The following is a 22,515-nucleotide window of genomic DNA, read 5'->3' as shown; positions in this document are numbered from 1 at the left end:
CGGCGGGCGAGCGGGGCCGGCCGGTCTTGGCGTCGGCGCGGGCGGTGATGCTGTCTTCACCCGTGGCGCGGCCGACCTTGGCCAGCAAGTCCATCAGCGCGCCCTCGCCGATGCCGTCGGCGATCTCGTCGAAGGGCTTTTCGTCACCCAGGAATGCGCCATAGGCGCGCCGGGCCGCCGCCATGTTGCGCGCGTAGTCGCGGCCCCACAGAGTCCTCAAATCCGGGCTTTTGAAATCGGGTCCCTTGAGATCAGGGCCCTCTTCCGCCGCTGTCGCAACCGCATCCACCGGTGCTGCCGGAAAGCGGGCGAGGAACGCGTCATGCAGCTTTTCAGCCTGGGCCTGCGAAAGGCCCAGCTCGAATGCTGTTTCGCGAAACCAGGCCGCACTCGGCTCGTGATAGGGCGTGCCTTCGGGGGCCTTGAGCTGATAGCCGTCGGCATCCTTCGGCCGGCCGAGCTTTTCCCAGACCGGCCCCCAGGCTTCCGCGCCGGCATCGCGCGGCGGCAAGGCCAGCCGCTCGCCGCCCACCAGCTTTTCGAGATTCTGATAGGAGCTCAGCACGTCGCGCGCCGAGCGCCAGCCCTTCTGCTGCACCAGCTGACCGAGTTCGCCATCAAGCCCCGCGCGCCAATCGGCCGCCGGACTCTCTTCGACCAGCGGCATTCTTTCATCGTTCATCGATCACCTCTTCCACGAGACCGGCAAAATCCGCGGGCGTCACGCCGCACATTTCCGCCACATGCAGGAACACGTCCCGCGCCCCTTCGTTGAACGCGGTCTGGTGCGGATCACCGGCCACGAAACTGCTCTGCCCCGCCTGGCAATAATGGGCGAGATCCGAGAGGATCAGACGGCCGAGCGCGTCATCCGCCCCGAGCTGCTGGCGATAGGCCGCAGCGACCCGCCTGGCACGGGACCTGCCATGAAGCCGCAACAGCCAGGTGACACCGGCCTTCATGCCGCACCCCCCGATGCTGCATCTCCTGAGAGCATGGCGCCGAGATTGCCCAAGCCCGCCATGCCGTCGGCAGGCGCTGGCGCCTTCTTTTCCGCCTCTTTGCGGAACTTCTTCACCGCATCCGGCGTGCGCAGCAGGTTGTTGGGAACGCCGAAGGATTGCGCGAGCAGCCTCGCTGCCGCATCGGCATCGATATTGTCGTAGATCTCCGGCTTGATGGCGCCCAAGGGGGCAAGCGATTCAAGTGCCCGCACGATCGCCGCCCCTTCGCCGGCCCGCTGGGCGCGGGCCAAGGGCGAGACATATTCGATGCGGATGCCGGCGCTTTTCAGCTGCTTGGGCGGCGGCGGCAACAGATTGGCCCGCCGCATGATGCCGAACTGGCGGCGAATGAGCGGGTCCAGGAACTCGGCCTGGATGCGCCCCAGATGCGGCCCCATCAGGCGCAGCTTCTCCTCTTGCCGCGCCAGCACCTCGGTCGCTGTCTGGTTGGGCTGCTGCACCATCATGAGGAGCGAGAAATAGAAGGCCTGTCGCACCGCCTCGCGCCGCTGCTCCTCCAGTTCCAGGCCCAATCCCACATTGCCGTTGCTGTGCAGCGGCTCATAGCGCCGGCGCCCGCTTTCATCGAGGCCGCCATAGATGATGCCGCCGGGATGCGTGCGCAAACCCCGCACCGCCACCTCGTCGACCGCCAGCAAAGGCGGGTCGACCGCCTTCTGGGCAGCTATGATCGTCGTCTTCGACATGGCATTGAGCATTTTCACGTCGGGGAGTGCGAGCATCGCCGGACTGTCGCCATAGAGCCCGCGCGAGGCCGTCGACCAGCGCGGCACCTGATAGGGAAAGTCGTGATAACCGCCTTCCGACAGCAGCAGGCGGTTCTCCACATCGACATAGAAGGAGGCAAAACCCATGCCGGCGGCGTCGTACCGACCGCGCGACACTTCCTCGCGCGGCATGACTGCGTGCAGAAAGGTGAAGCGCCGGTCCGGTTCTTTGTCGAGTGCGCGGAGCACGCTGGCATGGCATTTCTCGCCCCAGCGCTTATGCGCCTGGCGCGCGGTGAAGGTGAAGCGGCGGAAGACCGTATCCACCTCGTCGCGCTCATTCTCGGCGATGAAGCATTCGGCAAGGTGCCGGCACGAATAGTGCACGCGCCCCGTCACCGCATCCTCTTCCGAATAGAAGATGCCCGTCCCGAAGGTCACGAGATCGGCATAAAGCTCCATCACCCGCGCATAGAAACGCTGCCCGTTGCCGGCAAAGCTTCCCTGCATGCGCCGCGTCACGTCGTCGAGCCATTCCTTGGTCGCCTGTTCCTCATCGGCCTCGGCGAGTTCCGAGCGCAGGGTGAACCAGTCATTGGCGGCATTGGTGATCATGCCCCACAAGCCTGCCGCCAGATTCTCAGCGGCAAGGCTCGCGGTGGCGTCGAACACTTTCTGTGTGCGCTTGTCGCCGGGCACGCGCTGGAAGGTGAAATCGGCGCGCATCGGCTTCATCAGTTCGGCGATCTCCTGCCACAACTGGTCGAGCGTCGCGCGCTCGGAGGCGAGCCCCTCCTGTCGGCGGATGAGATCCTGGGCGATATTGTCCATGCATGTCGGTCCTTGATTGCCGTCGGTCCGTGATTGCCTTCGGGCGTATTTATGCGCGTCAGGCGCCGAGCAGGTTCTTCTGCGCGGTCGGCGCCTGGCCCAGTGCCGCGCGCTCCGGCGTCAGGATCGTGGCGCGCCGGCCATAGAGCGAACGCAGGCGGCGGAGTTCCTGCTCGGCCGCTGCGTCGGCGACGGCATCGCTGGTCTGTGGCACGGCGGCAGAGTCGTTGGCATTGGCCGTGTTGGCCGCGTGACGGCGGCGTTTGGGTGTCGCACACATGTTTCTGTCTCCATAAATGACAAAGCCGATGAAACATTCCCCGTCTTTTCCATAGGCGGGGTGGATCGATTCCGGGACACCGCCCAGATGCCGCAGCCAGCGATGGGCGACGGCATGGTTTGAGGCCGAGCGGCACTCGCCGCGCCGCAAGCCCAACTGCAGCAAGGCCGGCCACAACGTGCATTTCGCAAAGCGGGTCGTCTCGCGCGCGACCTCCCACCAGCGATCGGTCGCGAACATCCACAGCGACCACATTCCCGGCCACATCTCGGTGCCGCCCAAAGCCGCTACCGCCGCGCCGTCCGTGGCGGCGATCACGGCGCCGACCGGATCGCCGGCGAGCAGGTCGTCGGCCAGCAGCACTGGGTCCTCGTCAAAGCGCGTGGCGAATATCTCGTGCCGGTCGGCTGCGCGCATGGTCTCTCCGACCGCGATCAGGTCTTCGCGGTTGAGGGAGCGCAGCGTCATACAGCCTTACCAGCTGAAGGGGTTGTATTCGGAGAGGCCGGCAGGTTCGGCCGGCTGACGCAGCGGCATCTTCAGCCCGCGCGCCAGGTAGCGGAACGCATCGGCCGCATGGCTGGTCCAGTCATGCACGGGCTTTACGCTGAAGACTTCGCGCCGCGCGTCGAATTCCGGCCGATAGAGCCGCAGCGCGTCGAGCCCGCGCGCGCATTTGCCGGCATCGATCCAGCAGCGCGGGATCATGTTGCGCGCGGCCTCGATCCCGTCCTCGACCGAATCCGCCGTGAGCACGCGCACCTTGAGGCCGAGGCTGCGCAGCGTATCCAGCCGCGTCCGTCCGGTGCTCATCTCGCGCACCGAAATGTCATGCGGCAGCAGATGGTCGGCATAGACATAGGGCTTGTCGCCGAGCAGCTTGGCATAATGGCTGAGCGGCGCGCCGCTGGCCTCGTAATAGTCGATGATGCGGATTTCCTGGCCCAGCACCTGTGCAAACCAGATCGCGGTCGCGTCGCCGATGCCCAGATCCCAGGCCGTCGTCACCGGCAAGCGCGGCTCCCACGGCACCCGGCCGATGCGCCCCTCAAGCTCGGCCTGTTCCAGCAGCGCCGCGTAATAGGCGCCGGGCACGCCGGCCGCGAAGCTGCATTCGAATTCCTGCGCGAAGGCCTGCGCCGACATGGCGCGCCGCGCTGCGATCAGCTCTGTTTCCTGCAGCACCCCGGTCTCGGTGGCCGGAAAGCGCTGCGCATGCCAATCGCCGTCGCGCGCCGCCTGTTCATAGAGCGTGCAGAAGTGATTGCGGCCCATCGGTGTACCGATGAAAAGCGCCCAGCCCTGCCGGTCAGCGAGCATCGGCCGCACGATCTCCGGCCAGACGCGCGGGCTCATCTGCGCATATTCATCCAGCACCACACCGTCGAAGTAGAGCCCACGCAGCCGGTCGGCATTGTCGGCACCGTAAAGCCGGATGCGCGCGCCATTGGGCAGGTCCACCCACAATTCTGTTTCGCTGAGATTCACCCCCGGGATGGGCGCCGTGAAGCGTTTGAGATAGTTCCACGCCACATCCTTGGCCTGGGTCAGCAGCGGCGCCACATAGCCATAGCGTGCCTCGGTGCGGTTGTTGGCCGCCGCCTTGGCGATCAGCTCGTTGATGCAGAACACCGTCTTGCCGAAGCGCCGATGCGCCACCAGCACGTTGAAGCGCTTCAATTGCCGGTGCAGCTCGGCCTGCAGCGGCCGTGGTGCATAGAGATGCACGTCGACCTCTGCCGGCTTGCAGCTCGGCTTTTCCGTCTTCTTTGCTTTCGGCGCTGCTTTTCTCGTCGGCGCTTTCGGCATGTTCATCTCCCGGAAACACGAACGCCCCGGCGAGCGGTGCTCACCGGGGCGCGATATCGCAGTCTATATTTGCAGAATAGCAAAATATTCCTAAGTTGTCAAGCGGTATTTTCAGCACCCGCCCTTAGTTTTCGCCCCAGCTCAGGCGAATGACCTGCTCGCCGGCCTCGCCCGGCTTTGCCTTGCCGCCGGGGCGGCCATAACCCCATTGCAGGATGGTGCTGGCCGCCGAAATGCGTGTGGCGGGCGAGGCGGTTTCGTCCTCGACCACCTTGGCCAAGGCGGCGATCGCGCGCCGCGCATGCTGCTGCGCCAGTGTTTCCAGTTTCTCGACCGTGAGGGCAATGCGTTCGGTCATGGCTTTCTTCCTTCTCCATTGCAAAACGATTGGACAAGGCGCGCGAGCCCGCGCCGCAACAGCACCATCTCGCGCGGCTTCGTTGCGCCTCGCTGCAACAGCCAGTCGGGATAGGCGCCGAACACCACCAGCCGCTCGGTGATCCCCGCCACCACCACACCCTCGGCGCGCAACGCCGCCTGCGCCGTTCGGAACAGGCTTTGCGCGCCGGCAAGATCCGCCGGATCGGCCTCGGCTGCCGGCATGCGACCCGGCTCGCCGGCAAGGCCCGCATAAAGCCTGCCATAGCTCACCCCGGTGCGCCCGATCAGCTGCCGGTAAAGCCCCGCGTAACGCCAGCCAGCGCGATGCTCCTGCGCATCGATCAACCCCCGCGCCAGCAGCAGGTCCAGGGGATGCGACACGGCCGCCCGATCGACCCCCTGCGCCAGTGCCGCGCGCTTGGCCTGCAGTTCCGCGGTGCCCAGATCCGGTTCGTTATCGTTGGCCGCAATCTGCCTCGGCCGACCGCGCCGGGTGCTCAAGAAGGCCCTCATTCCTCCACCTCCTCGACCTCGTCGAGTCCCATGGCCCAGCGCTCGGCCCATTTCACCAGCCACAGCGCGCGTTCGGCGGTCATGTCGCTGTTGACCACCTCGAACTCGCCGGCCTCCGTGATGCCGATGCCGAGGAACTGGCTCCAACGCGTTTTCTGGCAGGTGCCGACCGCCTGCTCCGGGCGCAGCGTGGGGCGCGGCGGAAAATCGACGATCTCGGCCGTGTGGCCGGTTGTTTCGGTTTCAGTTGTCATTGGCGGGCCGCCTTTCATGCTGGACGAAATCGACATTGCCGCTCTGCCACTCCTCGCTCTCCTTGCAGAGCGGACAGACGCGCAGATAAGGACTCTCCGCCGAGAAAGCGGCGCCGCAGCAAAGGCAGGACCGCAGGGCGACGCGGGTTGCCCTTGCTCTTTTGTTGCTCTTTTGTTCCATTATTTTCCTCCCTGGCAACCGAAGCGGGCGCTGACAGGCTTTGCGCGTTATAGGATTAGGCGATAATACGCATATTTTGGTTACGCTGTCAAGCTTTAAAAACGTATTATTCGTACATATATTGCCGTGATGGATCGGCCACCCTGGCCGGGCGCACCGCGCCGGGGATCAATTTGCCAGGATCATTTCGGCCGAGGAGGAGTTTCCATGACAGAAATTTCCGAAGCCGCGCGACGGTTGAAGGAATTGCGCGAACAGGCCGGTCTCACCATGCGCTCCGTCTCGGAGGCGCTGGGCTGGAGCCTGACCCGTTACCAGCATTACGAAGATCGCTACAAGCGCCGCTTCCTGCCCTTTGAACTGGCGCGCGAGCTCGACGCCCTCTTCAGCCAGCACGGCACCGAACCCGGCGCTGTCCTGCAACTCGCCGGCATCGAACAGGGCCAGCAGGTAACCCACCGCCGCGAACCCATAGCCCCCCGCCCCAGCACCGCCGGCGGCGGCCATGGCCAGCGCGATCTGCCCGTTATCGGCGCGGTCAAGGGCGGCAGCGAGGGTTTCTATTTCAACGAGGGCGAGGCCAAGGAATTCGTCGAGCGCCCGGCCAATCTGAAAGGCGCCTTCAACGCCTTTGCCCTATATGTCGACGGCGATTCGATGGAGCCGCGCTATTTCGCTGGCGAGCTTCTCTACGTCAATCCGAACCGGCCGATCACCAAGAACTGCTTCGTGGCGGTCGAGCTTGCCGACGGCCAGGGCCTCATCAAGCAGTTCCTGCGCCGCAATGACGAGGAGGTTGTCCTGCATCAGTTCAACCCGGCCCGCGACATCGCCTTGAAGGCTGATGACGTCAAGCGGATCTACCGCATCACCGGGGCCGGCGAGGCGGGCTGAGCGCTGCCTGGCGAAAGATTCCTCTAACGCGAATCCCGCGCCGTCCCGACCGCAAGTGTCGGCGGGAAGAGCGCATTTTTGTCGTGCGTTAATACATTTTGCGTTGACAAAATGCGTAAGTTCGCTATAAGTTCTACTCCAGGTTGACGCCAAAGGAGGGAATGATGAGCTTCTGCGCCCAGGATCTCAGCGTGCTGGCCTATGCCAACGGGTTCACCCATTGGCACTACCGCAGTCCGGACGATTTGGCGTCCATTCTGGCCGATGATCGCTATTTCGCCCCGGCCGCCACCATGCTGCGCCCGGGCGATCAGATCACGCTCAACCTCATCGGCGCCGACGGCATCAGTCTCGCCCATCTGGGCGTCACGGCCATTGCCGCACCGGACCGGGTCGTGGCTACTCTGCTCGCCGCCACGGAACAGCCGCTCGCCAGGTTACAGGCGGCCTAGACGCCGAGATCGACCACCACGCGGCCGCGCACCTTGCCCTCAAGGATCGCCTTGCCCAGCGCCGGCAATTCTTCGAGGGTCGCGCGCTGGATCATGCCGTCGAGCTTTTCCATCGGCAGATCCTTGGTGATGCGCGCCCAGGCGACCTTGCGGCGCATCAGCGGCGCCATCACCGAATCAACGCCGAGCAGCGAGACACCACGGATGATGAAGGGAATGACCGTCGTCTCCAGCTTGGTCCCGCCGGCGAGGCCGCAGGCGGCAATGGCGCCGCGATATTTCATCTGCGGCAGGATGGTGGCGAGCGTCGTCCCGCCGACGCTGTCGACGGCACCGGCCCAGCGTTCGCTGTCGAGCGGCTTGCCCGAGGGCGTCGCGATCGAGGCGCGGTCGATGATCTCGGCAGCGCCCAGGCTTTTGAGATAATCCGCCTGATCCGGCCGGCCGCTGGAACAGACGACCCGGTAGCCGAGGCGCGAGAGGATCGCCGTCGCTACCGACCCGACACCGCCGGCGGCACCCGTCACCAGGACCTCGCCATGATCCGGCCGCAGCCCATGTTCCTCCAGCGCCATCACGCAGAGCATGGCGGTAAGGCCCGCCGTGCCCACCGCCATGGCGCGCTCGGTGGAAAGGCCCTTGGGCAGCGGCACCAGCCACTCGCCCTTCACCCGCGCCTTCTCGGCAAAGCCGCCCCAATGCACTTCGCCGACGCGCCAGCCGGTCAGGATGACCTGGTCACCGGCCTTGTAATCGGCGTGCTGGCTCTCCAGCACGGTCCCGGCGAAATCGACGCCGCCCACATGCGGATAGGTCTTCACCAGCCGGCCGAGCCCATTGAGCACCAGCCCGTCCTTGTAGTTCAGCGTGCTGTTATGGACGCGCACCAGCACGTCGCCCGCCGGCAACCTGTCATCCGGCAGATCCTCGATCGCGGACGTAACCTTGCCGTCCTTCTCTTGCAACAGCAGCGCCTTGAACATTCAAGAACTCCCCTTCCCTCACTCGTGATGCCCGGGCTTGCCCCGGGTATCCACGACTTACTTTCTTTAGTCGCCGTCGAACTCGTGGATCCCCGCACCAAGTGCGGGGATGATGCGGCCCTTAAAGCCGCGTCACCTGACCCTCTCCAGGATACTCACATAATTCGCGACCGCCGTGCCACCCATGTTGAAGAGGCCGGCAAGCGCCGCGTCCCTGACCTGGAAATCGCCGGCCGATCCATCGAGCTGCATGGCGGCCAGCACATGCATGGAAACGCCGGTGGCGCCGATGGGATGGCCCTTGGCCTTCAAGCCACCCGACGGATTGACCGGCAGCCTGCCACCCATCTCGGTCCAGCCCTCCAGAATGGCGCGTGCACCCTGCCCCGGCTTGGTGAGGCCCATGGCTTCATATTCGATGAGCTCGGCGATGGTGAAGCAATCATGGGTCTCCACCAGCGACAGATCGGTGACGGCCATGCCGGCCTCCACCAACGCCTTCGCCCAGGCAAGGCGGCAGCCCTCGAAGGCGATGATGTCGCGCTTCGACATAGGCAGGAAATCGCTGACCTGGATCGCCGAACGGAAACCGATGGCCCGCGGTGCGCTCTTCGCCGCGTCGTCGGCAGCCAGCACCAAGGCCGCGGCGCCATCCGACACCGGGCTGCAATCGGTCCGCTTCAACGGCCCCGCCACCAGCGGATTCTTCTCCGACACCATGCGGCAGAAATCGCGGCCCAGATCCTTCCTCATCTGCGCCAGCCGATTGCCGACACCATTCTTGTGATTCTTGGCGGCAATCGCCGCCAGCGCTTCATTCTGGTCGCCATGGCGCTGGTAATAGAGGTCGGCAATGCGCCCGAAGACGCCGGCAAAACCGCCGGGGATGCCGCCTTCCTCCGCCACATAGCTGGCTTTGAGCAGATTGGCGCCAACTTCCTTGGGAGGCACGCGCGACATCTGCTCGGCGCCGATCACCAGCACATGCCGGGCGGCACCGGCGGCGATCGCCTGCAGTCCTTGATGGACCGCTGCACTCCCGGTGGCACAGGCATTCTCGATCCTTGTGGCCGGCTTGAAGCGCAAGGCTGGATCGATACCCAGCGCCAGCGAGGCCGGAAAATCCTGGGGCGAGAAACCGGCGTTAAAATGGCCGAGATAGATCGCGTCCACATCCTCAGGTGCGATGCCGGCATGCGTGAGCGCCCCCGCACCGGCGGCGACGATCATCTCCTCGAGCTCACGCGCATCCTCCTTGACGAAGGGCAGATGATGCCAGCCGATGATGGCGCCGTTGCGCATCTTTCAATCCTACCGTCAATCCTGGGGCTGGATGGTTTCCTGGAAGCGCACCGGGGCGCCGTCCGGGCGGCCCAGCAATTCGCCATCGCGCATCACGACGCTGCCGCGGATGATGGTGGCAACCGGCCAGCCTGTCACTTCCATGCCGTGATAAGGCGTCCAGCCGGCCTTGGTCGCCATCCATTCATTGGTGATGGTGCGTTTGGCCTTCAGATCGACCACCGAGAAATCGGCGTCATAACCAAGCGCGATACGGCCCTTGTTGCGGATATTGTAGATCCGCGCCGGCCCCGCGCTGGTGAGGTCGATGAGCCGCTGCAAAGTGAGCCGCCCTTCATGCACGTGGTTGAGCATCACCGGCAGCAGGGTCTGCACGCCCGGCATGCCCGACGGACTCTGCGGATAAGGCCGCGCCTTTTCTTCCAGCGTGTGCGGCGCATGATCGGAACCGATGCAATCGACGATGCCATTCTTGACCGCACGCCAGATACCGTCCTGGTGATGCTGGTCGCGCACCGGCGGATTCATCTGCGCCAGCGTGCCCAAACGCTGATAGCAGTCGGGTGCTGCCAATGTGAGGTGGTGCGTCAGCACCTCGACCGTCGCAATGTCCTTGTGATCCTTGAAGATCTCCATCTCATCGGCGGTGGAGATGTGGAGCACATGCACCCGCCGTCCGGCCTTGCGCGCGATCTTGAGCAGCCGGTTGGTCGAGCGCACCGCCGTTTCCACGTCGCGCCAGGTGGGATGAAGGCTGGGGTTCCCGCTATCCTTCACCAGTGCCAGACGCTCACGCAGGCGCATCTCGTCTTCGGAATGGATGGCGACGCGGCGGCGGCCATGGCGCAGCACATCTTCCAGCGTCTCGTCATCGGCCACCAGCAGCGAGCCGGTGGATGACCCCATGAAAATCTTCACGCCGGCACAGCCCGGCAGCAGCTCCAATTCGCCGAGCTGGTCGGCATTCTCGTCCGAGGCGCCGATGAAAAAGGCATGGTCGACCCAGGCCCGCCCCTTGGCGCGGGAGAGCTTGTCGTTGAGGTCGGCCGCGTTGAGCGTGTTGGGGGTGGTGTTGGGCATCTCGAAGATCGCCGTAACGCCGCCCAGGGCCGCCCCCGCCGTGCCGCTCGCCAGATCTTCCTTATGCGTCAGGCCCGGTTCCCGGAAATGCACCTGGGTGTCGATGACGCCGGGCAGGATGGTGAGCCCCGTGGCATCGATCTCCTGCGCCGCTTGTCCTGCCGGCAGTCGGCCCAGAGCCGCGATCCGCCGCGCGCGGACGCCGATATCGAGCGATTCGACCCCATTGGGCGTCGCGACGGCCCCATTCCGCAGAACGAGGTCAAACGGCTCCTCCATGACGGCATTCCTTCTTTTCACCCGACCGATACCTGATCTCTATCCCCTTGAGCGGAAAGGGCGCAAGGCCAGATCGCCCACCCGCCGCCCGATTGCGGCATTCTCACGCGCCGCCACCGCTAAACCGTGACGCCGCCTGGATTTTGCGATAGGATGACAACCTTCAGAACGCTTACGGGCGGGGAGATGGTCAGACCGTGATGATCGGCCTAAACGAGCTGCGGGTGCAGCTGGAAGAATTGCGCTCCGAACACCGCGATTTGGACGAGGCCATCCGCGCCATGGCCGAAGCCTCGCCCTTCAACCAACTCCAGATCCAACGCCTCAAAAAGCGCAAACTGGCCCTCAAAGACCAGATGATCAAGCTCGAGAGCAAACTGCTCCCGGATATCATCGCTTAAGACGCACATGCCCGATTCCTTCCCAAGGAAGGCAATTCGTGGGTGGTCGGCCTTCGCCGACCATGACGAGTTGGGGGGCTCTTGACAATCAGCGGTCGCGGACAGCGATTTACACGTCATCGACCCTATTTTTCTCGTCATGGTCGGCGAAGGCCGACCACCCACGAGTTTGCCAGCGACCGGCTACGCTGAAGCCCCCTTCACCTCGACCTCGATGGTGAGATGCGAGAGTTTGGCGACACCCGTCAGTGCCGCGCGATAGAATTCGACGCCGCGCTGCTGGTCGGTGGCGACCGAAACGATGCCGGCGAGATGCCCGGGCCCCACGCGCCAGACATGGAGGTCGGTGACTTCGTCGCCCAGGGCCTCGATTTCGGCGCGGATGGCTTCGGTGAGTTCGACATTGGGCTGCACGTCGAGCAGCATGGCGCCCGACGATTTCATCAGCGTATAGGCCCAGCGCAGGATGACGATTGCGCCCACCAGTCCGACGATGGGATCGAAAACCGTCCAGCCCAGCCACCAGCCCAGACCGATCGCCGCCATGGCCAGCACCGACGTCGCCGCATCTGCCAGCATATGCACATAGGCCGATTTGAGATTGAGGTCCTTGTGGTGATCGCCCCCATGCGCATGCCCATGATCATGGTCGTGGTCATGGTCATGCCCGTGGTCATGATGATCATGCCCATGGTGACTATGACCATGATCCTCCTGCAGCAGCAGGGCCGCCACGATGTTGACGATAAGCCCCAGGGCCGCCACCCCCATCGCCTCGGCATACTGAATGGGTGCCGGGTTGAAGAAGCGGTCGACCGCCTCATAGCCGATGCCGAGCGCCACCATCGCCAGCACCACCGCGCTGGTATAGGCGCCGAGATCGCCGAATTTGCCGGTGCCGAAGGTGAAGCGTGCATTTTCGGCCTGCCGCTCGGCGAAGGTATAGGCCAACAGCGAGATGCCGAGGGCCGCCAGATGGGTGGCCATGTGCCAGCCATCGGCCAGCAGGGCCATGGAGCCGAAAATCTGCCCGGCCGCGATCTCGCCCACCATCATGGCAAAGGAGAAAAGCAGCACGATGCGCACCCGCCTGGCGTTGCGGGCATGATTCCGGCCGCGGAAATCATGGGATTTATGAGTGGTGTTTGCTGTGTCGGTCATGAAATGGACGCTAGCATGCAAGGCGGATGTTACGATATTACCAGGACTTGCGACCGATCGGCCCATTGTAGCCTTATCGCCTATCAGGGAAGATCGGCGCTGCCATTCTGTAATGCGACAAAAGACCTTTCCGACGGAGGATCCCCATGGACGTGCGCGCTGCCCTGGCCATCGAGGCCGGCAAACCCCTGGTCATTGAAACAGTGCAGCTCGAAGGTCCGAAATCGGGCGAGGTGCTGGTCGAAATCAAGGCGACGGGCCTCTGCCACACCGATTACTTCACCCTGTCCGGCGCCGATCCCGAAGGTCTCTTCCCGGCGATCCTGGGGCATGAGGGTGCGGGCATCGTCGTCGATGTCGGTCCCAATGTGACGTCGCTCAAGAAGGGCGACCATGTCATTCCGCTCTACACGCCGGAATGCCGCCAATGCGAATATTGCCTGAGCCAGAAGACCAATCTCTGCCAAGCGATCCGCACCACGCAGGGGCAGGGCCTGATGCCGGACGGCAGCAGCCGCTTCAGCTTCGGCGGCAAGAAGGTGCACCATTACATGGGCACCTCGACCTTCGCCAATTTCACCGTCGTCCCTGAAATTGCCCTCGCCAAGATCCGCGAGGACGCGCCCTTCGACAAGGTCTGCTATATCGGCTGCGGTGTCACGACCGGCATCGGCGCCGTCATCAACACGGCCCGCGTCGAACCCGGCGCCAATGTGGTGGTGTTCGGCCTCGGCGGCATCGGCCTCAACGTCATCCAGGGTGCGCGCATGGCCGGCGCCAACATGATCATCGGCGTCGACCTCAACCCGGGCCGCAAGGCAATTGCCGAAAAATTCGGCATGACCCATTTCGTGAACCCGAAGGAAGTCGAGGGCGACCTCGTCCCCTATCTCGTCAACCTCACCAAGGGCGGCGCCGATTATTCGTTCGAGTGCATCGGCAACACCACCGTGATGCGCCAGGCGCTGGAATGCTGCCATAAGGGCTGGGGCGTTTCGGTCATCATCGGCGTTGCCGGTGCCGGGCAGGAAATCTCGACCCGGCCGTTCCAGCTGGTGACGGGGCGCGTCTGGAAAGGCACCGCCTTCGGTGGCGCCCGCGGCCGCACCGATGTGCCGAAGATTGTCGACTGGTATATGGACGGCAAGATCAATATCGACGACCTCATCACCCATACGATGCCGCTTCAAGACATCAACAAGGGCTTCGACCTGATGAAGGCCGGCAGCTCGATCCGCGGCGTGGTGCTGTACTGATGACCCTTACCGAAATCTCCCGCCATCATTGCTTCGGCGGCTGGCAGATCTTTGCCAAGCACGAGAGCGCCGAGATCGGCTTGCCGATGAAGTTCTCGGTCTATCTGCCGCCGGCCGCTGAAAAGGGGCCGGTGCCGGCGCTCTTTTACCTCGCCGGCCTCACCTGCTCGGAAGAGACCTTCATGATCAAGGCCGGCGCCCAGCGCATGGCGGCAGAACTGGGGCTGATGCTGGTGGCACCCGACACGTCCCCACGCGGCACCGACTTTCCCGGCCAGGCCGACAATTGGGATTTCGGCGTGGGTGCCGGTTTCTATGTCGACGCCACGGAAGCGCCGTGGAGCAGGAACTGGCGCATGTATTCATATGTGACCAAGGAACTGCCGGCGCTTATCGCCGCCAATTACCCGGTCGATGAAAAGCGCCGTGGCATTTTCGGCCATTCCATGGGCGGTCACGGCGCACTGGTCTGCGGCTTGAAGAATCCCGACCTCTTCAAATCCGTCTCCGCCTTCGCGCCGATCGCCAACCCGATCAACTGCCCCTGGGGCGAGAAGGCCTTCACAGGTTATTTGGGCAAAGATCGTGGCGCCTGGGCTGCCTATGACGCGAGCGAGTTGATGAAGGGCCGCGCGCATCCGGCCCCCATCCTGGTCGACCAGGGCCAGGCCGACCAGTTCCTCGGCACGCAGCTGCATCCGCATGCCCTGGAGGCCGCCGCGAAGACCTCAGGCCAGCAGCTGACCCTGCGCCGTCACGAAGGCTATGATCACGGCTATTACTTCATCTCGACCTTCATCGAGGACCATCTGCGCCATCACGCGAAGGTGCTGGGGTAGAGCCATCGCTTCCGCCCCCACCCCAACCCCTCCCCCTGATGGGAGAGGGGCTTGAGAGCGAGGTGTTGAGACAAACTCGGTGAGAAAAACCCTCTCCCTTCAGGGGGAGGGTAGGGTGGGGGTGCGCACCTGATGCGTCCGCTCACTCCGCCATGTTCTCCACCGCGTCCATCTCGGCATCGGAATAGCCGAAATGATGACCGATCTCATGCACGACGAGATGTCGGATGAGCTGTTCCAGCGGCACGTTATCCTCGGCCCACCAATCGAGGATGGCGCGGCGATAGAGGAAGACGATGTCGAGGCCAGTCGGGTCATCATGCCCACGTTCGGTCAGCGGCACGCCGCGATAGAGACCGGCGAGTTCAAAGGGATCGTCGATATCCATGTCCGCCAACGTCTCCTCGTCGGCGAATTCCTCGACGCGGAGCGCCACATTGCTGCAGCGGACCATGAATTCGGCGGGCAGGCTCGCAAGGACGCGGCGGCCCATCTCCTCGATCTCGCCGGCGCTGGGCGCCGCGCCGAAATGGCGCAACGGGTCGGATTCTTCACTTGAGGACATGGGCGGGCTCCTGGGTTCCTGAAACCGGATTAGAGCCCAGGGCGGCAAGTCAAAGCAAGGTCAGCCCAGCAAATCGGAGCTCAGCGCCAGCCACAGGACGCACAGTACGATCAGCGATTCCGCCGTCACCGTCAGCTTCAGGAAGAGGCGGCCCGAAAAAGGATGGTTGGTCATCTCAGGCCCCCGCCCCGGCCAAAGCCAGCATGAGGACGAAGAGTGAGAAGAGTGTCAGCCGGGCGCTGATGGTCATGAAGCTGTCGAGCATGGCGGTCCCCTAAAAGCAAAATCCGGTGCGGCGTTGGTGGATACGACTTGCCCCTAATCTGGCTGTTGCCACGCTTTGGCACAGTGACCGGGGTCACCGGCGCCCACCCTGGCCGGTGAACCCTTCATCGCCCGCCGAGATGGCGGGGACTGGCCGGAAATGTGGCGAAATCAGGGGCTTCTGGGGGAAGTCCAGCGGCGGCAGGGCTGCCGGAGCCGGAGCCGGCGGACCGGGCTGTGATGCCCGTCACCGCGCCAGGGCAGGTTCAGACCAGGGCCGGGCGCACGATGAGGTCGATGACCGAGGCGATCTTCAGCCCGCCTTTGAGGCGTTCCTGGTCGAAATCAAGGAGGCGCTTCACCTCGACCTCGGGGCCGGGGGCGCGGCCCTTGGCGATGTCGGCCAATTGCTGCGTCAGCATCAGGCGCAGCGCCATGTCATGGGCGTCGGTGATGCGCAAGAGATCGTCGGCGCTGACCTTGCCGGCTTTGCGCGCCGCATCCCAGCGCGCCTCGGTCTCGAGCGCCGTGCTGCCGAGGGAGAGGGCCAGCACGCGTGCGCCGGACACGATCGGCAGCAGGGCGCCGCGCTTCAGATTGATGCGCCCGTCCTTGGTCTTCATGCCGCCGAAGAGGCCCAGCTGCGGCTCGAACTTGCCGATGGAGGCCGCAAGGCGTTTGAGGAACATCGGCTGGCGCCCGATTTCGGCGGCGACCGCCCGCAGGCTGGCGGCCAGCGCCATGTCGCCATAGGCCGGGCGGAAGTCGAAGAAGATGTCGGCATTGAGCAGCGCCACATCATCGTCGCTCGCCACCCATACGCCGATGCGCTTGCGCCAGCCGGCGAGATTGTGCCGGCATTCGCGATTGCTGGCCATCACGTCGCCGCGGCAGAAGGGGATACCGATCTGGTCGAGGATGGCGGCGCAATGCAGGCCGAACTTCTCGAACCAAGGGTAATCATCCTCGGCCCCGTCATGAACCAGGGCATGGTCCTGGTCGGCGGCGAGCAGGCTTTCGCCGCGCCCGGCCGATCCCAGCACCAGGAAGCACCAACGTGCCGGTGCCGGGCCGTGGCTTTGCAGCATCAATCCTTCGGCAAGGGCGGCGACGCGCGCATAGACGTCGCGGATGACGGCGGCCAGGGCACCGGCGATCTGGCGTGGCGGCACACCTTCGGCCAGCAAGGCGGTGGCAAGGCGCGGCAGGGCCGCCACGACATCCTTGAGGCTCTGCGCATCCGGCGCCTCTTCCGCATCGGCCGACAGCAGCAGCGCATCGTCGGCGCGCAGTTTCAGCAGCGCGCTCATGCTGACAACACCGAGCGCCCCGCCATTGGCGGGATCGACGATGACGATGTGCCGCGTGTTCTGGCGCCGGAGGTCGGTCAGTGCCTCGAAGATGAAGGCATCTGGCGGCAGGGTCGCCACTTGCTGCGACATGACCGCGGCCACCGGCTGCGCGAGGCTTTCAGGATTTGCCGCATGATGGGCGATGTCGCGGTCGGTGATGAGGCCGATGGCGCGACCCGCGCCGTCAAGGATCGCCAAGGCACCTACGCGCTTTCCGGCCATCAGGGCGGCGGCCTCCGTCAGAGGTGCGGCAGCGTCGATGGTCATGACCGGGCTGCGCATCACTTCGGCCAGCCGGTGCCGGTAGGCGAAGGCATCGATGCGCTGCAGGATCTCCTGGTTCACCGCGGCCCTCCCCCCTTCTCTACCAGCGCCAGCGGCGCGGATGCTGCAGCAGGGCGGCGCGCTCGAAGGCCAGCGCCTCGCCCAACGTGTGAATGCCGTGATCCTGCAGCAACGGTACCAGCGCCAGGAACAGCTTGCCCGTCGCTTCCGCATCGCCCCGCGCCGTGTGCCGGTCGACGACCGTGATGCCGAATTCGGCACAGCAGGGGGTGAGGTCGCGATGCCGCTGGCCCGGATGAAGGGCGGCATAGAGCAGTGCCGTATCGAGGGCGACCGGCGGCTGCAGCCTCGCCCCCAGCCGCCGCACCTCCCGCCCCAGGATGGCAAGGTCGAAGAAGATCTGGTGGCCGACGATCAGACCCGCCGACAGCTGATGGTGGAGGTCCGGCCAATGCGCCGCAAAATTCCCCTGCCCCGCCACCATCCGGTCGACGATGCCGTGAAAGGCGGTCGAGGCCGGCGGGATCGGGCGCTGCGGGTCGATCAGCCGGTCGAAGGCCGGCGCCGGTTCCAGGGCGCCCCCGGCCAGCCGGTAGCCGGCCGCCGAGATGATGCGGTCGCTCCTGACATTGAGGCCGGTCGTTTCGGTATCGAGCACCAGGGCCTTGAGGGCGCCGAGTTGGGTATGGGGCGCCGGGGCCGTGCCGCAATGGATGGTCCCCTGCGGCCGCCGCAGGGCGCGCCACAGCCGCCCGGCCGCCGATTGCGCCCGGCTTATATGATTTTGGCCGATATTCAGCCCGGTCTCGCGCTCGGCTGTCACGATCGATCGGTTCCCGCTTGCCATTCGTCTGCCGGATCAGCTTAGGGCACGGCATGGCCATATCGCCATGCCCATCCTGTCGCAACCGACCGCAACGGCGCGAAAACGATTCTTTTGCAGCGCACAATGAAGCCGGGCCGCCTTCGCCACGGCGCTACTTTGCGGACCGTTCCGCCGCCAGATCCTGCTGCAATTGCTGAATGACGCCGATCAGCCGCTCCATCTCGCGCGCCCGCAGCAGATCGATCTTCTGGTGCAGCAATTCGATCTCCAGCTCCGCCTTCAGATTGACCTCGTAGTCATTGCGCTGGCTCTGCCGGTCGATCTCGGCCTGCCGGTTCTGGCTCATCAGCAGGATGGGCGCCGTATAGGCCGCCTGGAAGGACAGCATCAGGTTGAGGAGGATGAAGGGATAGGGGTCCCAGGCATTGGCCCAGGCAAAGACATTGGCGATCAGCCAGCCCACCAGCAGCACGGATTGGATGATGATGAAGCGCCAGGACCCGACGATGCCGGCGATGCTGTCGGCAGTGCGCTGGCCGAGCGTCGCCGGCCCCACGTCGCGTGGTGCCCGGTCCGCCCGCGCCTTCCGGAGATCGCGCAGCAGCGCCTGGTCTTCCTGGGAGAGCGCCGTGATCTCATCGAACAAGGCCGCCACCGTCCGGGCACCCGCCTCCACCTCCCGGACCGATTCCGTCAGCTTGTCACTCGATTGCGCCATGCGTCATGCCTCATCCGTCGATCAGGCAGGCATTATCGCTGGAAGTATCAGGTAGGGGCAGGGAAAAATGCCTGCTGCGGTCTTTCCCATTTACCCCTCCCCCCTTGAGGGGGAGGGTCAGGGAGGGGGGTGTCGTTACTTAGCCTTCATGCCCGCATCCGTACCGATTTCGGGTCGTACATCGGGGTGAGGCTCGCTTCCGCCTGGCAGCGCTCCAACGCCACGCCGATCTCGAACTTGCCCTCACTGATGAAGGCCGCATCGACGCCGGCCTTGTTATGCACATAGCCCATGCCGATGGCGCCGCCCAGATGATGGCCGTAATTCGCCGACGTCACCAGCCCGACCAGCGCGCCGTTCCGGTAGATCGGCTCGTTGTGATAGAGCAGTTTCGATGGATCGGTCAGCTTGAACTGCACCATGCGGCGGCCGAGCTTGCCTTCCTTCTGGCGAAGCACCGCGTCGCGGCCGATGAAGGGCACCTTCTTGTCGAAAGCGCAGGTGAAGCCGAGGCCCGCTTCCAAGATCGTGTCCTTGATGCCGATGTCATGGCCCCAATGGCGGAAGGCCTTCTCGATGCGGCAGGCATCCATCGCATGCATGCCGGCCGGCCGTGCGCCGAGATCGGCGCCGGCCTCAAGCACCGCATGCAGCACGCCGCGCGCGAATTCCGCCGGGATGTAGAGCTCCCAGCCCAATTCGCCGACATAGGAGATGCGGGTCGCCCGCATCTTGGCGTTGCCGATTTCGATATGCTTGGTGGCGCCGAAGGGGAAGCCGGCATTGGTAAGGTCGGCATCGGTGATGCGCGCAAGCAACTCGCGGCTCTTCGGCCCCATGACGCCGAGCGTCGCGTAGGACGTCGTCATGTCGACCAGTTCGACATCCTCGCCCGGCTGGGTGTGGTCTTTCAGGTAGTGCCAGTCGCGGGTCGCGGTCGCGGCCGCCGTCACCACCATGAACTTCGTGTCGGTGATGCGGAAGATCGTGAGATCGGCTTCGATCCCACCCTTGTCGTTGAGCCATTGCGTGTAGACGGCCTTGCCAACTTGCGCAATGTCGGCAGTTGAAACCCGCTGCAGCAGCGTCTCGGCGTGTTTCCCCACCACCAGGAACTTGGCGAAGGTCGAAAGATCATAGAGCGCCACGCCCTCGCGCGTCGCCTTCACATCGGCGGCGGCGTAGGGGAACCAGTTCTGGCGGCCGTAGGCGTATTCATATTCCGGCTTCACACCCTTGGGCGCATACCAGTTCGGGCGTTCCCAGCCGGCCACCTCGCCGAAGCAGGCGCCCAGCGCCTTCCAATCCTCATAGAAGGCCGTCTGGCGCACATTCCTTGAGCTTTCGAACTGCCGGTACGGCCAATGCATCGCATAGAGGAGGCCCAATGCTTCCGACACGCGCGGCACCAGGAAGCTCTTGCGGCTCATATGCGGCATCAGGCGCCGGATATCGACTTCCCACAGATCGTAAGGCGGCTCGCCATCGACGATCCAATGCGCCAGCGCCATGCCGGCGCCGCCGCCCGATTGAATGCCGATAGAATTGAAACCGGCCGCCACGAAGAAGTTCTTCAGTTCCGGCGCCGGTCCCAGGATGTAGCGCTGATCCGCCGTGAAGCTTTCCGGCCCGTTGAAGAATTTGCGGATACCGACCTTCTGCAAAGACGGCACGCGGTGCATGGCACCTTCCAGGATCGGCGCGAAATGGTCGAAATCCTCAGGCAGTTCGTCGAAGCAGAAATCCTCACGGATACCGTTCATGCCCCATGGCTTGGCTTTCGGTTCAAACGCACCCAGCAGCAGCTTGCCGGCATCTTCCTTGTAATAGGCGCATTGATCCATGTCGCGCATGACGGGCAGGTCGGGCGTCATGCCTTCCATCGGCTCGGTCACGATATAGAAATGCTCGCAGGCATGGAGCGGGATATTGACGCCGAGCTTCTGCCCGATCTCGCGCGACCACATGCCGGCGGCGCAGACGACATATTCCGCCTTGATGATGCCGTCCGGGGTGCGCACGCCCACGGCGCGGCCATTCTCGACCAGCACTTCCTCGACCTTCATGTCCTCGAAGATCCGGACGCCCTTCATGCGCGCACCCTTGGCCAGCGCCATGGTGGTGTCGGCCGGATTGCACTTGCCGTCCTTGGGATAAAAGATGCCGCCGATGACGTCGTCGGTGTTGAGCAGCGGCCATTTTTCCTGCACACCCGCCCGGTCGAGCTCGATGCATTCGACCTCGAAGCTCTGCAGCATGTCGGCACCGCGGCGGAATTCCTCCCAGCGCGCCTCCGAGGTCGCGACCGAGAGCGAGCCCGGCTGCACGAACCCCGTCGCTTGCTCGGTTTCCTTTTCCAAGGTCGTGTAGAGATCGGTCGTGTATTTGGCGAGCTTGGTCAGGCTCTCGCTATAAAGCGAGGCGCGCACCAGACCGGCCGCATGCCAGGTCGTGCCTGAGGTCAGTTTTTTGCGCTCCAGCAGCACCGTCTCCTTGCCCCAGCCGAGCTTGCCCAGATGGTAGGCGATCGAACAACCTAAGATTCCGCCACCGATGATGACGACGCGGGCTTCTGTGGGCAGAGACATGGGGATCGTTTTCTTCGCTGGTTGGTGGATGGCGGATTATGTCGGTGAAGCGGTCAATCGGCAAATAGGTCGTGTCGATGGTTGGTATTGAGTGGCCTGGCCCCCCCTCTCTAACTCTCCCCCTCAAGGGGGGAGAGGACTAGAACGAGGTGGAGCGACCACTCGATCAAAACCCCCTCCCCCCTTGAGGGGGAGGGTCGGGGAGGGGGGTGGCAGCTGAAAGCTACTGCCCATTCTCCTTCCATTGTCATGCCCGCGAAAGCGGGCATCCATGGACCGAAACGCTTGATCGATGGATCCCCGCTTTCGCGGGGATGACAATTTCGTTTACGCCTTCAACCTTTCATTCTTCGGATCGAAGATCGGCTCCTCAGCAACAACCGCCGGGAAGCGTGTGCCTAAGATCTCAACCTCGAGCTTTGTCCCCACGGCGGCAAGATCCAGTCGGACATAGGAAAGTGCGATCGACTTGCCGATGCGGAAGCCCCAGCCGCCGGAGCCGACGATGCCGACCTTCTCACCGTCCTTGAAGACGATCGAGCAGGTCGGCGCATCCGCCGTATTGCCCTCGACGATGAGCGGCACGAAGCGCTCCTTCTCGCCTGCCTCATGGCGCTTGATCAGCGCCTCGCGGCCGATGAAATCGCCCTTGGAGAGTTTCACGAAGCGCTCGAGCCCGGCATCGAAGGGCGTGTATTCATGGGTGATGTCCTGCTTCCAGGAGCGATAGCCCTTTTCGAGGCGCAGGCACTCCATGGCATACATGCCGAAGTCTTTCAGGCCGAACTCCTGGCCCGCCGCCGTGATCGCGTCATAGACATGGACCAGATCGCCCATCGGCACATGCAGTTCCCAGCCGAGTTCGCCCACATAGTTGACGCGAAGCGCCGTGACCTTTTTCCCGGCGACGACGATTTCTTGGGCTGAAGGCCAGGGGAAAGCGTTGTTGGAGAGATCGGCATCGGTGATCTTCTTCAAGAGATCGCGCGACCGCGGTCCGGCCAGCACCAGCGACGAGGCCGATTGGCTGACTTCCGACAGCTTCACCGAACCGTCGGCAGGCAGATGCTGCGTCAGCCAATCCATGTCGTGCCACAGGCCCGACCCCGCCGACATGAGATAGAACTTCTCCGGCGCCAGGCGCGTCATGGTGAATTCGGACAGGATCGAGCCCTTGGGCGTCAGCGTGTAGGCGAGCGTCACGCGGTTGGATTTCGGCAGCGCACCGCAGATGAGGTGATCGAGCCAGGCTTCCGCCCCCTTCCCCTCGACGATGAATTTCGAGAAGC

The 22,515-nt window shown here is 64.2% G+C and carries 24 protein-coding genes; 5 read left to right on the top strand and 19 right to left on the bottom strand.

The window, feature by feature from the left end; all coding sequences use genetic code 11:
• The 9 genes from ACE3OA_RS20950 to ACE3OA_RS20910 form a co-directional block, all read right to left on the bottom strand.
• Window positions 1–682: hypothetical protein (locus tag ACE3OA_RS20950; RefSeq protein ID WP_374314483.1), on the bottom strand; the 682-nt coding region annotated here is incomplete at its 3' end.
• Window positions 672–962 (bottom strand): hypothetical protein, encoded by a 291-nt coding sequence (locus ACE3OA_RS20945; protein WP_374314481.1) that lies wholly within the window; start codon window positions 960–962, stop codon window positions 672–674. The genes ACE3OA_RS20950 and ACE3OA_RS20945, both read right to left, overlap by 11 nt.
• Window positions 959–2,563, bottom strand: coding sequence for a portal protein (locus ACE3OA_RS20940; RefSeq protein ID WP_374314479.1), 1,605 nt, complete (start codon window positions 2,561–2,563; stop codon window positions 959–961). The genes ACE3OA_RS20945 and ACE3OA_RS20940 overlap by 4 nt, the downstream gene beginning before the upstream one ends.
• Window positions 2,564–2,621: 58 nt before the next feature.
• A complete protein-coding gene (locus tag ACE3OA_RS20935) occupies window positions 2,622–3,311 on the bottom strand; it encodes a hypothetical protein (RefSeq protein WP_374314477.1) in 690 nt (229 codons plus the stop codon).
• A gap of 6 nt (window positions 3,312–3,317) precedes the next feature.
• Entirely contained in the window at window positions 3,318–4,652 is a 1,335-nt protein-coding gene (locus ACE3OA_RS20930; RefSeq protein ID WP_374314475.1) for a terminase large subunit domain-containing protein, read from the bottom strand.
• 124 nt (window positions 4,653–4,776) lie between these two features.
• Entirely contained in the window at window positions 4,777–5,010 is a 234-nt protein-coding gene (locus tag ACE3OA_RS20925) for a hypothetical protein (protein ID WP_374314473.1), read from the bottom strand.
• Entirely contained in the window at window positions 5,007–5,546 is a 540-nt protein-coding gene (locus tag ACE3OA_RS20920; protein WP_374314471.1) for a hypothetical protein, read from the bottom strand. Before ACE3OA_RS20920 ends, ACE3OA_RS20925 begins: the two co-directional genes overlap by 4 nt.
• Complete coding sequence (locus ACE3OA_RS20915; RefSeq protein WP_374314469.1) at window positions 5,543–5,800, bottom strand: hypothetical protein; 258 nt, start codon at window positions 5,798–5,800, stop codon at window positions 5,543–5,545. The genes ACE3OA_RS20920 and ACE3OA_RS20915 overlap by 4 nt, the downstream gene beginning before the upstream one ends.
• Entirely contained in the window at window positions 5,790–5,981 is a 192-nt protein-coding gene (locus ACE3OA_RS20910; protein WP_374314467.1) for a hypothetical protein, read from the bottom strand. Before ACE3OA_RS20910 ends, ACE3OA_RS20915 begins: the two co-directional genes overlap by 11 nt.
• A 207-nt stretch (window positions 5,982–6,188) precedes the next feature.
• Here ACE3OA_RS20910 and ACE3OA_RS20905 point away from each other — a divergent pair, with 207 nt between their 5' ends.
• A complete protein-coding gene (locus ACE3OA_RS20905; protein ID WP_374314465.1) occupies window positions 6,189–6,875 on the top strand; it encodes an XRE family transcriptional regulator in 687 nt (228 codons plus the stop codon).
• Window positions 6,876–7,036: 161 nt separating this feature from the next.
• On the top strand, window positions 7,037–7,327 hold the full coding sequence (locus tag ACE3OA_RS20900) for a hypothetical protein (RefSeq protein ID WP_374314463.1): 291 nt from the start codon (window positions 7,037–7,039) through the stop codon (window positions 7,325–7,327).
• On the opposite strand, the gene ACE3OA_RS20895 is transcribed toward ACE3OA_RS20900, so the two are convergent.
• The 3 genes from ACE3OA_RS20895 to ACE3OA_RS20885 form a co-directional block, all read right to left on the bottom strand.
• A complete protein-coding gene (locus ACE3OA_RS20895; protein WP_374314461.1) occupies window positions 7,324–8,310 on the bottom strand; it encodes an MDR family oxidoreductase in 987 nt (328 codons plus the stop codon). The genes ACE3OA_RS20900 and ACE3OA_RS20895 overlap by 4 nt on opposite strands.
• A gap of 132 nt (window positions 8,311–8,442) precedes the next feature.
• Window positions 8,443–9,612 carry an acetyl-CoA acetyltransferase gene (locus tag ACE3OA_RS20890; protein ID WP_374314459.1) on the bottom strand — a complete coding sequence of 390 codons (1,170 nt, stop codon included), beginning with the start codon at window positions 9,610–9,612 and terminating at the stop codon, window positions 8,443–8,445.
• A gap of 15 nt (window positions 9,613–9,627) precedes the next feature.
• Entirely contained in the window at window positions 9,628–10,971 is a 1,344-nt protein-coding gene (locus ACE3OA_RS20885; protein ID WP_374314456.1) for a dihydroorotase, read from the bottom strand.
• A gap of 200 nt (window positions 10,972–11,171) precedes the next feature.
• Between ACE3OA_RS20885 and ACE3OA_RS20880 the strand changes: the two genes are divergently transcribed.
• On the top strand, window positions 11,172–11,372 hold the full coding sequence (locus ACE3OA_RS20880; RefSeq protein ID WP_374314485.1) for a YdcH family protein: 201 nt from the start codon (window positions 11,172–11,174) through the stop codon (window positions 11,370–11,372).
• A 183-nt stretch (window positions 11,373–11,555) separates the two neighbouring features.
• Here ACE3OA_RS20880 and dmeF read toward each other — a convergent pair whose 3' ends face one another.
• Window positions 11,556–12,533 carry a CDF family Co(II)/Ni(II) efflux transporter DmeF gene (gene dmeF, locus ACE3OA_RS20875; RefSeq protein WP_374314454.1) on the bottom strand — a complete coding sequence of 326 codons (978 nt, stop codon included), beginning with the start codon at window positions 12,531–12,533 and terminating at the stop codon, window positions 11,556–11,558.
• A gap of 146 nt (window positions 12,534–12,679) precedes the next feature.
• On the opposite strand from dmeF, the gene ACE3OA_RS20870 reads away from it, so the two are divergent.
• Together ACE3OA_RS20870 and fghA are read left to right on the top strand one after the other, a co-directional pair.
• Window positions 12,680–13,789 carry an S-(hydroxymethyl)glutathione dehydrogenase/class III alcohol dehydrogenase gene (locus tag ACE3OA_RS20870; protein ID WP_374314452.1) on the top strand — a complete coding sequence of 370 codons (1,110 nt, stop codon included), beginning with the start codon at window positions 12,680–12,682 and terminating at the stop codon, window positions 13,787–13,789.
• On the top strand, window positions 13,789–14,628 hold the full coding sequence (gene fghA, locus ACE3OA_RS20865) for an S-formylglutathione hydrolase (protein ID WP_374314450.1): 840 nt from the start codon (window positions 13,789–13,791) through the stop codon (window positions 14,626–14,628). Before ACE3OA_RS20870 ends, fghA begins: the two co-directional genes overlap by 1 nt.
• 142 nt (window positions 14,629–14,770) lie before the next feature.
• Here fghA and ACE3OA_RS20860 read toward each other — a convergent pair whose 3' ends face one another.
• The 6 genes from ACE3OA_RS20860 to ACE3OA_RS20835 all read right to left on the bottom strand — a co-directional run.
• On the bottom strand, window positions 14,771–15,193 hold the full coding sequence (locus ACE3OA_RS20860; RefSeq protein WP_374314448.1) for a metallopeptidase family protein: 423 nt from the start codon (window positions 15,191–15,193) through the stop codon (window positions 14,771–14,773).
• Window positions 15,194–15,723: 530 nt separating this feature from the next.
• On the bottom strand, window positions 15,724–17,154 hold the full coding sequence (locus ACE3OA_RS20855; RefSeq protein WP_374314446.1) for a DUF294 nucleotidyltransferase-like domain-containing protein: 1,431 nt from the start codon (window positions 17,152–17,154) through the stop codon (window positions 15,724–15,726).
• 19 nt (window positions 17,155–17,173) lie between these two features.
• The gene (locus ACE3OA_RS20850) at window positions 17,174–17,917 is read right to left on the bottom strand and encodes a PolC-type DNA polymerase III (RefSeq protein ID WP_374314444.1); all 744 of its coding nucleotides are present in this window, start codon (window positions 17,915–17,917) and stop codon (window positions 17,174–17,176) included.
• Between the two features lie 154 nt (window positions 17,918–18,071).
• Window positions 18,072–18,638: a DUF1003 domain-containing protein gene (locus ACE3OA_RS20845; RefSeq protein WP_374314442.1), complete on the bottom strand. Its 567-nt coding sequence runs from the start codon at window positions 18,636–18,638 to the stop codon at window positions 18,072–18,074.
• Window positions 18,639–18,784: 146 nt separating this feature from the next.
• The gene (locus ACE3OA_RS20840; RefSeq protein WP_374314440.1) at window positions 18,785–21,226 is read right to left on the bottom strand and encodes an FAD-dependent oxidoreductase; all 2,442 of its coding nucleotides are present in this window, start codon (window positions 21,224–21,226) and stop codon (window positions 18,785–18,787) included.
• A 327-nt stretch (window positions 21,227–21,553) separates the two neighbouring features.
• The coding region (locus ACE3OA_RS20835) for an aminomethyltransferase family protein (RefSeq protein ID WP_374314438.1) at window positions 21,554–22,515 on the bottom strand (962 nt) is incomplete at its 5' end.

The organism is Dongia sp. (assembly GCF_041906375.1).
Classification (GTDB): Bacteria; Pseudomonadota; Alphaproteobacteria; order Dongiales; family Dongiaceae; genus Dongia.
Note: the sequence above shows the minus strand (reverse complement) of the source record. Positions and strands in the feature narration are given on the sequence as shown.